Here is a 14,427-nt window from a genome sequence, read left to right on the forward strand (position 1 = left end):
GACATCCTACCTTCTCCTGTAGGAGCTGCGGCACGCTGCGATCTTTTGATCTTTGTTTTCAAGATCAGAATCAAAAGATCGCAGCGTTCCGCAGCTCCTACAGGGGAATGCGGTTTACAGTGGGTTTTTTCGGTTGCAGGGATTACGAGTGATGACGCAGTTTTATGATGCGCGGGGCAATATCTACGGTGTGGTTTCGCCGCAGGCACTGCGCGAGGCGGGCATTGATCTGCCTGCCAGCGCTGCCGAGTGCGCATCCTTGCGCCAGTCCTGGACTGAGGCCGCTATCAAACGCTGCTGCGACTGGCCCGATGGCAAGCGCCCAGCCAACAGCAAATCCCACCGCAGCGACGGCCTGCTGATCGGCCCGTTCCAGACCTCGCCGCCGTTCGATGTGTTGATCGTCAACACCGATGGCACCCTCGCCGAACGCAGTGGCAACGGTCTGACGATATTTTCCCAGGCGCTGACCGAGCAAGGTTTGCTGGCAGAGCAGGGCGCGTTGTTGCGTGTTCACCACGATAAAGGTGACGCGGTGGAGACCTCGGTGAAGCCTGCCGAAGTCGAAGGCGTGAAAGGCTTCTGGCTCGACCTCGGTCAAGCGGATTTCGGGCCGCGTGCGGTGGATGCGCAGAGCGTTGAAAATGTTGATTTCAATGGCCGGAAGGTTTGCAGAATTCAGCCGTTGGCAACACTCAACCCGGTCTGGCAACACAGCCAGTTCGTACGTATCGGCAATCCCCATTGCGTGACATTGCTCAGTGACGGCGCGGCGCTGCCGAGCAACGAACATATGCGTGCGTCGCCGCTGAACCAAGCCCTGACGAAAATCGCCTACGCCATGCCGACCGGCGCTGGCGAACCGTGTCCGGCGGGCGTCAATCTGCAATGGGCGGTGCGTGAGTCTGCGCAGCGAATCATCGCGCGAGTCTTCGAGCGTGGCGAAGGGCCGACCGCGTCCTCAGGCACCAGCGCCAGTGCGGTAGCGTGTGCGGCATGGCGGGTGGGTTGGGTCGAAGCCGGAGAAGTGCAGGTGATCATGCCCGGTGGCACGGCACCGATTCTGCTGGAAGCAATCGACGGCGAGCGGGTGCGCGTCAGGTTGTTTGGTACGGCGCGGTTGATCGGCTGAATTCACAATCGCCATCGCTGGCAAGTCAGGCTCCCACAGGGTTTTGCGGCGACCACATTATTTGTGTACACCGCTGAACCATTGTAGGAGTGAGCCTGCTCGCGATGGCGGTGAGTCAGGCAACGTATGATTTGAAGGGTGGTCCGCTATCGCGAGCAGGCTCATTCCTACAGTGGATTATTGGTGTCCCGGGTTTTTTGTGTTCACCCCCCAAACCCTGTGGGAGCCTGGCTTGCCAGCGATGGGGCCCGCCAGGACACCTCGTCAGTGCGCCTTGAACAACGTCACCGACACCACCTGCTCACCCTGCATCTCTAGCCGCAGCAATGCGCGGGGCGACGGCTCATCCTCGAAACATTCAACAATCACCGCGTGCGCCGAACTGGCCTCCCACAGGGTTTTGCGGCGACCACATTATTTGTGTGCACCTCTGAACCATTGTAGGAGTGAGCCTGCTCGCGATGGCGGTGAGTCAGGCAACATATGATTTGAAGGGTGGTCCGCTATCGCGAGCAGGCTCACTCCTACAGTGGATTATTGGTGTACCGGGTTTTTGTGTTCACCCCCCAAACCCTGTGGGAGCCTGGCTTGCCAGCGATGGGGCCCGCCAGGACACCTCGTCAGTGCGCCTTGAACAACGTCACCGACACCACCTGCTCACCCTGCACCTCTAGCCGCAGCAATGCGCGGGGCGACGGCTCATCCTCGAAACATTCAACAATCACCGCGTGCGCCGAACTGGCCTCCCACAGGGTTTTGCGGCGACCACATTATTTGTGTGCACCTCTGAACCATTGTAGGAGTGAGCCTGCTCGCGATTGCGGTGAGTCAGGCAACCTATGATTTGAAGGGTGGTCCGCTATCGCGAGCAGGCTCACTCCTACATGGGATTATTGGTGTACCGGGTTTTTGTGTTCCCCCCCAAACCCTGTGGGAGCCTGGCTTGCCAGCGATGGGGCACGCCAGGACACCTCGTCAGTGCGCCTTGAACAACGTCACCGACACCACCTGCTCACCCTGCACCTCTAGCCGCAGCAATGCGCGGGGTGACGGCTCATCCTCGAAACATTCAACAATCACCGGGTGCGCCGAACTGGCCTCCCACAGGGTTTTGCGGCGACCACATTATTTGTGTGCACCTCTGAACCATTGTAGGAGTGAGCCTGCTCGCGATTGCGGTGAGTCAGGCAACATATGATTTGAAGGGTGGTCCGCTATCGCGAGCAGGCTCACTCCTACAGGGGATTATTGGTGTACCGGGTTTTTGTGTTCACCCCCCAAACCCTGTGGGAGCCTGGCTTGCCAGCGATGGGGCACGCCAGGACACCTCGTCAGTGCGCCTTGAACAACGTCACCGCCACCACCTGCTCACCCTGCACCTCTAGCCGCAGCAATGCGCGGGGCGACGGCTCATCCTCGAAACATTCAACAATCACCGCGTGCGCCGAACTGGCCTGCAATGCCAGCTGCCGCGCATGTTTCAACAGGCGTTTCACGGCTGCACTGACCGGCATCGGCGCGTGCCCGCCGCGCACTTGCTCACAGAATTCCAACGCGATTTCATGGGGTGTCGGTGCCGGCGGTGATGCCAACCCAGACTCGTCGAACAGCCGATTGAGTTGTTCCGCCGCACTCACCGCCCGCGCAAACCCCGCGAATGCCGAGGCCTGCAACAGCACCTCAGTCATTTCACCGGGGGCCAACCCCGAGGCCAGCCCTGTCTTCAGATGCACACTCAATGGCGGGCCGACCATGCCCGACGCCACAATGGCTGCAAACGACACCGCTTCCCGCAGGCGCGGATCGAGGCCAGGGCGCGCGTGCAAATGCCCGTAAACCACGCCAACCGCCAATTCACCCAGCGCGGGCACGGTGTGAAACAGCGCATCGAGCCGAGCGCCGCCGTCGGGTACAAGTTCGGTAAACGTCTGTCGGCCTTCGTGGTACAGCGAGGCCATGGGCGAGGGTGTGTGGTTCATTGGAAAATCCTCAAGTAATTGAGGATGGCGGCTAATCAACTACGCACGACTTCAGCATGAAGGAGCATCCATCGCAGGGGGGGGCCGGCGTCATGGCGACGCCGGTTTCTTCACCTTAGACGAACTCCACCACCGGCATCTGCCGTTTCATCAGCACTTTGCCGTTGCGAATCGAATACAGCGGCAAACCCTGGCTGCGGATCACCTCATAATCACTGTCCGCCGACAGAATCAGCAGGTTCGCCGGGCGCCCCTGTTCCAGCCCATAGCGCTCGCCCAGGTGCATGGCTTTGGCGCTGTTGTCAGTGACCAAGTCCAGCGCACTTTGCAGGTTGCGATAACCGAGCATGTGGCAGATGTGCAGCCCGGCCTCAAGCACTCGGAGGATGTTGCCGTTGCCCAGCGGATACCACGGATCGACGATGGAATCCTGACCGAAACACACGTTCATCCCGGCTTCGAGCAACTCGTTCACCCGGGTGACGCCACGGCGTTTCGGGAAGTTGTCGAAGCGCCCTTGCAGGTGGATGCTTTCGGTTGGGCAGGAGACAAAACTGATCCCGGAATGCCCGAGCAGACGGAACAGTTTCGCGCAGTAAGCGTTGTCATAAGAACCCATCGCTGTGGTGTGGCTGGCGGTGACGAGGGCACCCATGTCGCGGCTGCGTGCTTCTTCGGCGAGTACTTCGAGGAAGCGTGAGTGCGGGTCGTCGGTCTCGTCGCAATGCACGTCGACCAGGCAACCGGTGCGCTCGGCCAGATCCATCAGAAACTTCACTGAACTGACGCCTTGATCGCGGGTGTATTCGAAATGCGGAATGCCGCCAACCACGTCAGCACCCATGCGAATCGACTCTTCCATCAACTCGCGGCCATTGCGGAACGACTCGATGCCTTCCTGTGGGAACGCGACGATTTGCAGGTCGATCAGGTGACGGCTTTCCTCGCGCACTTCAAGCATGGCTTTCAGTGCGGTGAGTTGCGGATCAGTGACGTCGACGTGGGTGCGCACGTGCTGAATGCCGTGCGCGGCCAGGGTCTGAATGGTTTTTTTGGCGCGGGTCTTGGTGTCTTCTTCGGTGATGGTGACCTTGCGCTCGCCCCAGCACTCGATGCCCTCAAACAGCGTGCCGCTCATGTTCCAGCGCGGTTCGCCAGCGGTGAGGGTGGCGTCGAGGTGAATGTGCGGCTCGACGAAGGGCGGCACCACCAGATTGCCGCCGGCGTCGAGGTCGTCGGGGCCCAGTGTCGGCGCTTCGGTCTGCCGGGCGATGCTGCGGATCAGGCCGTCTTCAAGGTGCAATTCGTGCAAACCTTCCTGGTTGCGCAAACGGGCGTTGATGATGTGCATCAGGCGAATCCTTTTTTATAAGTCTTGTAGTGGCGCGGCCGCGCTGCGAGCGCCGAGCGCGCCGGTGACGATGACATACGTTAGCGCGGCAGCAGCGATCCCTACCAGCGGCGCGACCCATGGCGAGCTGAACGCGGCGACGGTACCGACCGCGTAAGCCCCCAGGCCCGGCCAGTTGAACGCCGGCAGCCGTGCGTCGGCCAGGCGCGGATAACGCCCGCGCCAGCGGTAGAAGAAGTCCGCCATGATCACCCCGCCAATCGGTGGAATCACTGTGCCGAGCAGAATCAGGTACGGCACCAGCATGTCGTACATGCCGAGCAGGGCGAGCAGGGTGCCGATCACCGCACCGGCGAGGGTCACGGTTTTGCGCCGGCCGGTGCGCAGCAGGTTGCAACCGGCGACGGCAAAGTTGTAGATGGTGTTGTCCTGAGTGCTCCAGATGTTCAGCAACAGCATGGCCATCGCGGCCATGGCGAAACCTTGCAGGAGCAGCACTTCAACCACGTCGGGTTGTTGATAGACGATGGCGCCGTACGCGCCGATCAGCACCATCAAACCGTTGCCGATGAAAAAACCGATCAGGCTGGCCAGCACCGCGACCCGCGCTGAGCGCGAGAAGCGCGTCCAGTTGGTCGCCTGAGTTGCGCCGCTGACGAAGGTGCCGAATACCAAAGTAATCGCCGTCGACCAGTCCAGCGAACCACTTGGCACGACGCTGAGCAAACCCTCGAAGCCGCCGACTTTCACTGTCGCCACCCACATCGACAGCATCAGCAGCAACATCATCGCCGGCACCGCGATGTACGACAGAATCTCCAGCCCACGATAACCGACGTAAGCCGTGGCACAGAACACCAGACCGAACAGCACCATCAGCCCGAGCACGGTGCCCTCATCGAGCTCGAAGTATTTGCCGAGCACCACCGCAGCCGTGGCAGTGCCCCAGGCGTACCAGCCGATCTGGGTGAAACCGAGGATCAAGTCACTGAGTTTGCTGCCGACTTCGCCGAAGCAAAAACGCCCCATCAACACCGAATTGAGGCCGCTTTTGAAGGCGATGTAACCCAAACCTGCGGCATACAACCCAAGCAGCAGGTTGCCGACGATGATCACCGCCATCATCTCGCCGAAACTGAACGCCACGCCGAGCTTGCCGCCGGCAAACATGGTCGCGGTGAAAAACGTGAAGCCCAGTAACACCATCGCCGTCGAGGCCAGGCCTTTACGCGCATGCATCGGTACTTCGCTGAGGGGGTAATCGTTGCCGGAGGCGTGCTGCGTCATGGGGCGGTCCTTGCTGAAAAGGGAAGACGCGGGGGAGGGTTGCAGTGGTCGTGCCAAATGCCGGGTGGCGCGGGTTATGTATAGACGAGACACGCCAGTCGGCGCGAAAACAGTGCACCCGAACACCCCCAAGCCCAATGTAGGAGCTGCCGAAGGCTGCGATCTTTTGATTTTGTTTTTTGCTCGTTCCCACGCTCTGCGTGGGAATGCAGCCCGGGACGCTCCGCGTCCCACCCAAAGCCGAACGCGGAGCGTCCGTTGAGGCATTCCCACGCAGAGCGTGGGAACGATCAAGGTCAGAGAAAGCGCAGCAGGGCGGCGACGATGGCCTCGGGAGCGTCTTCCTGGACGAGGTGGCCGGCGTTGGGAATCGGGTGGAATTGTGATCCCGGGATCATTTTATGTAACGCTCGGCCACGCTCGATGGGGATCCACTGATCCTGCTCACCCCAGAGAATCTGTACCGGGCAGCGGATGCTCGGATACAAGTTTTCTGCTTCACGGGTATAGCGCTCGTCCATCTGCGCAATCTGCCGATAGAACGCCGCTTGCCCCGGATCGCCGAGCCATGGCTCAACGTAGGGTGCGAGTTCGTCGTCAGGAATCGCCCGGTGAATCGCCCCGCGAATGTAGGTCGGCACGATGGCGCGCTGGATGTAATCGGGCAGGCCGCTGAATGCCGCCTCATGCTGACGCACATGCTGCACGAACGGCGACCCCCACGGCGTCAGCGCCACCGGATCGATCAGCGTCAGGCTGCGGTAATCCTTGCCGTTGAGCAGGTGCGTGCGCAGCGCCGTGGCACCGCCAAAGTCGTGAGCAACGACGTCGGGGTTTTGAATAGCCCAGTGATCGAGTAACTGCGCCAACAATTGATTTTGTACGCCAAGGGAGACATCGGCGTCGGGTTTTGCAGAGCGCCCATAACCGAGCAGATCGAAGCAGTGCACACGATGCGTGGCGAAAAAGAAGGGCGCGATGCGATGCCACACACAGGACGAGAAGGGCGTGCCATGCACGAACACCAGCGGCGGGCCGTCGCCACGGACCGCATGCCACACCGGCTGACCGTTGAAGTCGAAGACTTGATCCAGCAATCCGTTCGTCATGGGGCTGTCCTCCTCGCGTTTTTCAGCCACTAGCATAATCAATCAAGGCTGGCGTGTTGAAGTTTTATCAAGTGTTGGATGTCAGGTCACGCAAGTTCATTGTTCAGTAGTGTTTGTCTGGAAATGTTCATTGTTCATTGAATATGTCAGTAATGATCTGTGATGTATTGTTTTTGCTGTTTTTGCTCAGGCTGAGTAGTTTTGTTTTAGTTCTGCATTTGCCGTGTCGGTCTCGTTGCCAGTAGGTGGCGACAAACCGTGGGTCAATGTTTTCTTGTTTCATATTAAATGGATTTATTGAAAATGGCTTTAGAGCAGTTCGTTAACAGTGAACATCAGGAATGGCACACCTTTGTTGATCCTGTGGGATTTAAAGCAGTTCTGTCAGCCTTTCACGGTACCGAGCAATACGAGGCGGCGCTCCGGTATTACGCCGCTGCGCAGGTACAGGAAACGTCAGAGGGTATGTTCCAGGTCATAAGTCTGTTGAAGGAAACACTGCAGACGTTAGGGCGAGGCTCTAACGATGAAGGCATTGGCTACTTGCGCAATAAAGTTGATGAATACCATCGGCGTCTGCAGAACACAGTGACACTTTCTGCAACAGAGGTGCCCAGCCAGATGCATTTTGTCTGGGTGGGCGGTGCCATGTTTGGCGCCAACCAGCGCGATTACTTCAACATCTGGAAAGCCCGGGCTCCCGAAGGTTTCACTTTCAATATCTGGTACGACCCGGACGCGTTGATGGCTTTCGATGTCAGTCGCACGCTCATTCAGGCGGCCAAGGCAGATGCCATGCGCTCGGGTGGCGACCAACCGATTTCCAGAGTTGCGCTCGGCCAGCTCTATGAAGAACGACTGGCCGTACTGCGGCGTCAGGCGTTTGATTTCATCCACCAGGCGCAACGGCGCGGCCTTGGTGCTGACGAGGCACGTATCGAGTTTCTGGTCGAGGCGTTTGCCCAGGATAAGTCGCAACTGCTCGCTGCGCGCAAACGGTACCTGCAAAGCCATCTGGACATGGCCGACGACCGTGTGCGATTGCGCAATGCCCGAGAGGAATTCGCATCGCATTTCCTGTGGTCTGCTTATGACCGTGAAATTTCCTTGAGGGGTAACTTTGCAGCCGCTTCTGATCTGGTGCGTTTGCAAGCTGTCTATCAGGAGGGCGGTACCTACAGCGACCTTGACTACTTACCGCCATTGGTCAGCGAAATGGGCGGAGTTGATCTTTCAACGTTAAGCCATGAGGCTCGCTCAGGTGTCCTGCAATTATTACTTGATCACAATCGGCAATTAATGCCGGGTCGCGACGCAAGTCGATACAAGAATCTGAAAAAGCATATTCCGAAAGAGTACCTCCCCCCACTTGAAGCGTTTGCAGAAAGTAACCCGCCCCTTGATCGAATTTTTGCGCCCCTCATACGCCAGGCTGCTTCTGGCGATATGTTGGGTATGGGGGCCTCTAACCCGCCAACAGGTGATGTTGCGCCGAAATTGATGAATGCGTATATCGCTGCGCATCCGCGGGCGGGGATGACCAGCGCCACCCTGGAACTGATTCGTTATTACTACAATGTGATTGAAGCGGTAGAACTTCACTTGGATAAAACCGGGCGAGCGTGGAGTGATGAGAGCAGTTTTGGTGTTATTCAAAACATGTTGGGTGAGGTGGACTTTCCTTTTTCCGGAAACGTCGCGTTAAAGCAGATCTGGCAGACTTATGAAGGAAGCATCATCAGTGCCATTGACGGTTACCATCGTGATGGTGTGGTGCCTGGCGCCGGAGGCACCATCGCCTTGACCGGGCCGGGAGCGCTATTGGTGGCGTCTCGTTTATTCACGGATTATCAATACACAACCCGCGGTGCCTCAGAAATCCAGGCGTCGCAATACCTGCAAGAGGGCTATAACACCGCGACTGAGGAGGAGTTGATCAGTGGCTGGATTGAACGCGCTGACGGCAACTCTGTATGGGTGCAAAACGAACAACAAGCCTGGCGCGACGGCAAATTCAAAGCGCGTTACACCGGCAATCTGCATGAACTGCTTAAACCCGGCAATACGCTGACCTTCAAGCGCGGCTGGCCGGTGATCGAGGGCAAGCCGGTGCTGGTGACCGCGATTGTTCAACGCCTGATCGATGATCTGGGCGACCCCTTTATCCGCGCCATGACCGACAAGCTCACGGGTGATGTGGTGTTCGAGAGCAATGCCAGTCTGAGCCTCGATGAACGCCGGCAGATACTCAATCAGACGATCGACGAAATACCCCAATCCATCGGGGCGCAGCATCCGCGTAATCTCAATGAGCTGCTGGTGCACCTGGAGCGTGGTTCGCTGCCGCTTGAGCAATTGAGTCCGTTGCATCGGGCTATCGTCGGCGGACTGTTTGGTGCACAGACTCTGGATGCCGCAGGATTTGCCGATGCCTGGCAAGCGGCGCAAGCACTTGCCAGTGAAACCGCCGACGGTGGCGTTTTCGCGCGCTTCAAAGCGATCGAAAAAGTCTTGCTGACGCGTCAGCCGCAGGCTTTCCAGGCAGCGTTGGCGCGCCAGGCCAAGCCAGGCAACCAGAGCGCCCATGCGCTCAAGGCACTGGCGTTGACTGAACCCATGACCCTCAAGCAATGGGGCCAGCGCATTGCGCAAATCAACAGCACCGCGCAATGGGAATACCGCACGCGGATTCTTAAATATGCCGCGAGTGTCCGTGAACAGTTTTTCAGCCGTGGCGCGGTGTCTGTCCGGCAATTGCCGCAGGCGTTTCTGGTGCACTCGCCGGGTGATCCCGGCCGTCGCTGTTATCCCCTGGCATTGCTCATGGCTGCAGCATTCAGCCGTGGCGAGGGTGCCGAGCGCGCCGTTATCGGCCGGATCGCCAATGCCAGCCTGGACGCGCACGAAGCCGATTCCCGTGCCTTGCTGTCGGCACTGGACGATCTGAGTGATGTGCGCTTGTTCGAGGTCGGCACGCTGTTGGGGCAGCACGATCTGCCAGCGATCATGCAAACCCTCGAAGCGAAAACAGACACCGCCGTTCTGTTGCTTGATACCGGTAGCCACGCGTTGCTGGTGGCCAAAGTCGTGACGGGCGACAACACCAGCTATCGCTTCTTCGAACCGAATTTTGCGGTGTATGGTTTTGCTCAGGGCGCGTTGATGCAGCAAGGTATCGAAGACCATTTGCGGCGCGACGGCGCTGAATTGGCCGGGTTGTATGGGCTGGCCGATGCGACCGACTTGCAGTTCAGGGTGGTTGAACTGAACGCCGCCGCTATCGCTGAAACAGTGCTGCCTTCAAGTCTGCAAGTCGGCAGTCTGCTGGAGAGCGCGCCGATTGCCGGTGATCAGACCGTCGGCGTGTGGGATAAACAGGCCACGCTGCGTACACGCCAGCTCTCGGAAAACGCGCGAATGGGCGAAAGCCTGTCACAACTGGATGCTCGTTACCTCACGCGTGAACTCGATCTGGCGACCACACAACTGCGTGACAAATACGCCCTGAGCGGCGAATACCTGCCCTTGCTCGATACCGTCAAGGGCAGCGTAGCGCAGGGCTTCAGCCTGACGATGGTGGACGCGCTCAATCCCGCAAAAACGGTCCTTGTCACTACCGCCGATACGCGTTTCATCAAAATCAAAAAGCATATTCAGCAACTGGTCGATGCGGTCTCCGGCAATGCCGGCGGTCCTGGAGCGGGAGAGGGTGGCAGTCGGCTGAGTTTCGCCTTTGCGATCCAGACACTGGTGACAGAAATGCGCAGTCGCGAGTATCAGCAAAAGGCGGGTTCAGTGCCGGCGTTGTCTATCGCCATGCAGGTGCAAGTTTATGTGAGTTACGCGCAACTGGCTTATGGCGTGGTGACGGATTCGGTGCAGATGATCAACCTGGTACGGCAGGTGGCGGCCAGCGAAGAGGCGTTGGTCAAACAACATGCTTCTTTGTCGGGACGGTTGCTCGGGCGGGTCTCGACCGGCGTCGGGATCGGCTTTTCGCTGGTCAACATTGGCTTCGACATCCATGGCCTGACGCTGGCAAACAATGATGAAGAGCGGTCGCGACTTACCACCCAGCTGGTGTTCAACGTGGCGGCGCTCGGACTTGACCTGACCGCATTGGCGGTTGGCGGAACGGTGGGTACGGTGGCGTCGTTTCTGGCAGTGCCGTTGCTGGGGCTCGGCATCGGCTTCACAGCGATTGCCAGCAACCTGGGGCAGATCAGCGACAAGGCCCGGGCCGTTGGCCGGCACCTGTTCATGATTCACGAAGCCTATGGGCAGGAGGGTGTCGAATGTCAGGACGGGGTATTGAGGTTTGCGGTTGAAGCGGTCATCACCGAGCTGGATTTACAGGCGCGCCGGATAAGGTTCGACAGTCAGAAGTTTTTCCCAGCGAATTTCTCGACGCTGGGGCTGCCTGATTACAGCGCGAAACCGGAGGACATGCACCGGGCCATCAATATTCGCGAGGCGCTTGGCCGCGCGGACAGCTTTGAATTCGCCGGCAACAGTGAGCGGCAAATCCACGCCGTCGTGCTGCCCTGCACACCGCTTTGTTACTACGGTTATGAATACCAGTTAGGGTCATCCGGGCATGGGCCGGACGAGGATCTTTTCTTGCGTCTGCGAACCTACCAGACGGTCTACGAGGGCAGGCCCGCGTACAAGGGTGGCATCGAGGCGATCAGCACCTCGTTTCCGAACATTCTCGATGACTGGAAGCAGACGCTGGAATTTGCCTGGCCTGACCCGGATCAGCGGTTCAAGTTTTTCTCCACGCCCTCACTGCCGCACATCCTTTACAAACTGCTCCCCGTCAACAAGCCGACCGCCATCACGGTGAAGCTCGATGAACAGGCCCGGCAGTTGGTTATTCCCGAATTGCCGAAGGAATGGCATCAGCTCATCAGTTACGACATCACCGGCCAATCCGGGGTCTATCAGCTCAGACTGACCCCGGGGATCGTCGCGGTACGCTTGGCGAAGTACGATCCCTTCAATGACGTGAGCTGGTTGATCAGTGCCCCTTGGGCGAGTGAAAAACAGGTCGGATTCGAGGGCGATGATCTGCTCGTCGACGGAGTCAGAATCACCGGCTTCAAAGGTTTCCTCCAGCTCAAGGGGGGCGAACGCTTTCAGTTTGATCGTGAGAAAAACACTTGGCAGTTATTGTCTGTCACGCTGAACAAGCGCACGGCTGAAAGCAGCGATGAACCGGTCGACATGGCGCTGGTGTTGACGCGCCTGCGTGCGCTTGCGCAGGCCAACCGGCTGGCAAACGGTTACGTGGCGCTGCATCACTTCATTGTCCCCTTCAACCGTGAATCCGATGTGCACTACACCACCGGTTATTACGACGTGGCCGAGAACCGAGTGCTGTACGTGCGCAACCTTCCGGCCTCGTTGCTTGAGGGCGTTGTATTGGGCGCGGTCTCGGGTCAGCAGGCGTGGTTCTATCACCCCGCGCACGCAACGGTATGGCGCGTCGACGTCAGCACCGGTCTCATCAGGCACGCCTATCGTCTGCTGAGTCCGCGGAAAGGTTCGACCATCATCGGCTGTGAGTTGACCGCTGATGGAAAGCTGCGCGTCGTCCAGGAAAAAACCCGGGACGAGACCACCCGCTACACCCTGGAATATCTGATCTCTGCCAATACGATCACCTTCTTTCATATCAACGCTTATGAAAGTCAATGGAATGAAGCGGTCGGCATGCAGGCGTACTGGAAGGCACCGTTGGATCGATTCCGCCAACCTGACCCGCAACTGGATGAAATTATCGCTGTGGATATACCGATGAGTACCTGGACCTCCGCGCCGTTTGTGGGGCTGCGTGGGTATGCCGACAACACGGCGATCCTGTCGGGCTGGCTGCGTTTGAGTGACGCCAGGTTCTATGTGAATGACGATCAGCTCGCTCAGGAACCGGTGCAGCGAATCATGCTGATGTGGGACGAGTCGGCCAGTGACGCGATGCTGATCTACGATGTGACCCACAAGCAACTGCTACGGGTTTTTTCCAATCCTTCAGGCTATGACACCGCACTGGATGAAGTCATCGAAAGCAACGTGATAGAGCTGACTCATTCGGCAGGACGCTACATCCTGACGAAAGCCGATGGCCAACTGTTCGAGGTCGATAAAAATGCCGTGCTGACCTTTATTGGCGTCGGCAAGCGCTGGCTCGAACAACACACGGACTGGCTGGGGGCACTGCCTGCGCTGGTCGAGCAGCATGGCAAGCACCCCATTCCCGTGATTGGCCTGGCGGGTTTCAGCCATGGCACGTTGCTCGCGGCCTGGTGTGTCGACAGTCAACTGTTAGTGAGCCAGGTCAGCCCCGGCAAAGAACTGGCGTTGCTCAGTCTGACCCCGGATGGCCAGGCGGCATGGTTACTGGATATCGAGGCAGGGCAACTCTATCGTCAGGCGACGGGCTCGTTAAAAGATCTGCGAGAGGTGTTTGCCACTGGCACACGACTGCTGGCGCCGGAACGACTGCCAGCGGCAGAAAAAGTCTGGTCCGAGTGGGCGTTTGTCGAGGTGGTCGCTGACGGCCAGGGGTTGCGGGGGCGAACGCGTGAAGGCGTGAACCTGGAGCTATTGGATCGACAACCTGCACGCATCGTCAGTGTGGAAAATCAATGGTCTCAAGCCAGAGACTCCGGTTTGTCGTTGCGCGAACGTCTGAAGGCTCTGCTGGCAGGCCATGCTCACGCGCCGATATTGCCGGTTGAAAGCAGCGGCGGGCGCTACACCTACTACGTTGCGGATCAGGATCATTTGTATGAGGTCAGCGCACGACCCGACGGGCAGTGGTCAGCGCTGTTGGGTGTCAAGAAACAGCAGGAAACGCTGCTGTTCGACCCGCAGGACAATCTGGTTTTCAATCGCGGATCAAGGGATTACATCTGGCTCACCGACAGCCATGCCGGCCGCGTGGGCGAGGTGCTCACGCTGGACAGCTCTGTAGAGATCAGTGACTTGCAGCCCTTGTTGCTCGACGGTGTCGAGACGCTGATCCTTGCTTTCGGCTCGTTGACGCAGACCAGCCGCGTGTCGCAAGAGGCCTGGCAGCGACTGGAGTGTATTGTGCTGGATCGTCGGCGTGCGGCTGATGACGGGGTATCGGTCGAGCACACATTGGTGTTGGAGATGGCCGGCAACGAGCGACTGCTGTTGTCCGAAGCGCAAGGGCACTTGATGCTGATCGATCCGGACAATGCGCATACCCTGATCGTGCGCGACGTCGAGCCGCAGGATCAAGAATCGCGTGTACCGATGTTCTTGCGTATGGTCATCGAAGGGCAGGAGCAGCGTTTGAATGTCGAGCAACTCATGACGGCACTGCGGCGAACGCAGGAAGCAGGGGCGACCCTCGAGTTGAAGACGGTGATCGACGCACTCAGCGCATGAACGCTGTGAGCGTGTCTAGTCCTGAAATAGGTTTACACCTGTTTCAGTCTCAAAACGCCCGATGCACCGCATCGGGCGTTTTGTATTTCAGCGACAGATGAGGTCGCTCGTTGTTATAGATCTGCACCGACTCGTCCACCATCCGGATGG

At 58.7% G+C, this 14,427-nt stretch carries 7 protein-coding genes; 2 read left to right on the forward strand and 5 right to left on the reverse strand.

The genetic code is table 11. The features are described 5' to 3' along the window. The first annotated feature begins 151 nt into the window (after window positions 1–151). Complete coding sequence (locus ACQ4MY_RS25440) at window positions 152–1,132, forward strand: diaminopimelate epimerase (protein WP_440096858.1); 981 nt, start codon at window positions 152–154, stop codon at window positions 1,130–1,132. A gap of 1,331 nt (window positions 1,133–2,463) precedes the next feature. On the opposite strand, the gene ACQ4MY_RS25445 is transcribed toward ACQ4MY_RS25440, so the two are convergent. The 4 genes from ACQ4MY_RS25445 to ACQ4MY_RS25460 all read right to left on the reverse strand — a co-directional run bounded on the left by ACQ4MY_RS25445 (window position 2,464) and on the right by ACQ4MY_RS25460 (window position 6,858). After that, the gene (locus tag ACQ4MY_RS25445; protein ID WP_440096859.1) at window positions 2,464–3,111 is read right to left on the reverse strand and encodes a carboxymuconolactone decarboxylase family protein; all 648 of its coding nucleotides are present in this window, start codon (window positions 3,109–3,111) and stop codon (window positions 2,464–2,466) included. Window positions 3,112–3,226: 115 nt separating this feature from the next. After that, a complete protein-coding gene (codA, locus tag ACQ4MY_RS25450) occupies window positions 3,227–4,462 on the reverse strand; it encodes a cytosine deaminase (protein WP_008085402.1) in 1,236 nt (411 codons plus the stop codon). 15 nt (window positions 4,463–4,477) lie between these two features. Then, window positions 4,478–5,749, reverse strand: a complete 1,272-nt coding sequence (gene codB / locus ACQ4MY_RS25455) for a cytosine permease (RefSeq protein ID WP_440096860.1) — start codon at window positions 5,747–5,749, stop codon at window positions 4,478–4,480. 296 nt (window positions 5,750–6,045) lie between these two features. Further along, entirely contained in the window at window positions 6,046–6,858 is an 813-nt protein-coding gene (locus ACQ4MY_RS25460; RefSeq protein WP_440096861.1) for an alpha/beta fold hydrolase, read from the reverse strand. Between the two features lie 288 nt (window positions 6,859–7,146). Here ACQ4MY_RS25460 and ACQ4MY_RS25465 point away from each other — a divergent pair, with 288 nt between their 5' ends. Next, window positions 7,147–14,277, forward strand: a complete 7,131-nt coding sequence (locus ACQ4MY_RS25465) for a TcdA/TcdB pore-forming domain-containing protein (protein WP_440096862.1) — start codon at window positions 7,147–7,149, stop codon at window positions 14,275–14,277. A gap of 49 nt (window positions 14,278–14,326) precedes the next feature. On the opposite strand, the gene ACQ4MY_RS25470 is transcribed toward ACQ4MY_RS25465, so the two are convergent. Then, on the reverse strand, window positions 14,327–14,427 hold a 101-nt coding region (locus tag ACQ4MY_RS25470), incomplete at its 5' end, for an integrase core domain-containing protein (RefSeq protein ID WP_440096864.1).

Source organism: Pseudomonas sp. SM4 (genome assembly GCF_051913165.1).
Classification (GTDB): domain Bacteria; phylum Pseudomonadota; class Gammaproteobacteria; order Pseudomonadales; family Pseudomonadaceae; genus Aquipseudomonas.

What these genes read in the sequence shown, in the direction of transcription:
- codA (WP_008085402.1), bottom strand. Translation starts at nt 4,462, where the DNA reads ATGCACATCATCAACGCCCGTTTGCGCAACCAGGAAGGTTTGCACGAA.
- ACQ4MY_RS25440 (WP_440096858.1), top strand. Translation starts at nt 152, where the DNA reads ATGACGCAGTTTTATGATGCGCGGGGCAATATCTACGGTGTGGTTTCG.
- ACQ4MY_RS25465 (WP_440096862.1), top strand. Translation starts at nt 7,147, where the DNA reads ATGGATTTATTGAAAATGGCTTTAGAGCAGTTCGTTAACAGTGAACAT.
- ACQ4MY_RS25460 (WP_440096861.1), bottom strand. Translation starts at nt 6,858, where the DNA reads ATGACGAACGGATTGCTGGATCAAGTCTTCGACTTCAACGGTCAGCCG.
- codB (WP_440096860.1), bottom strand. Translation starts at nt 5,749, where the DNA reads ATGACGCAGCACGCCTCCGGCAACGATTACCCCCTCAGCGAAGTACCG.
- ACQ4MY_RS25445 (WP_440096859.1), bottom strand. Translation starts at nt 3,111, where the DNA reads ATGAACCACACACCCTCGCCCATGGCCTCGCTGTACCACGAAGGCCGA.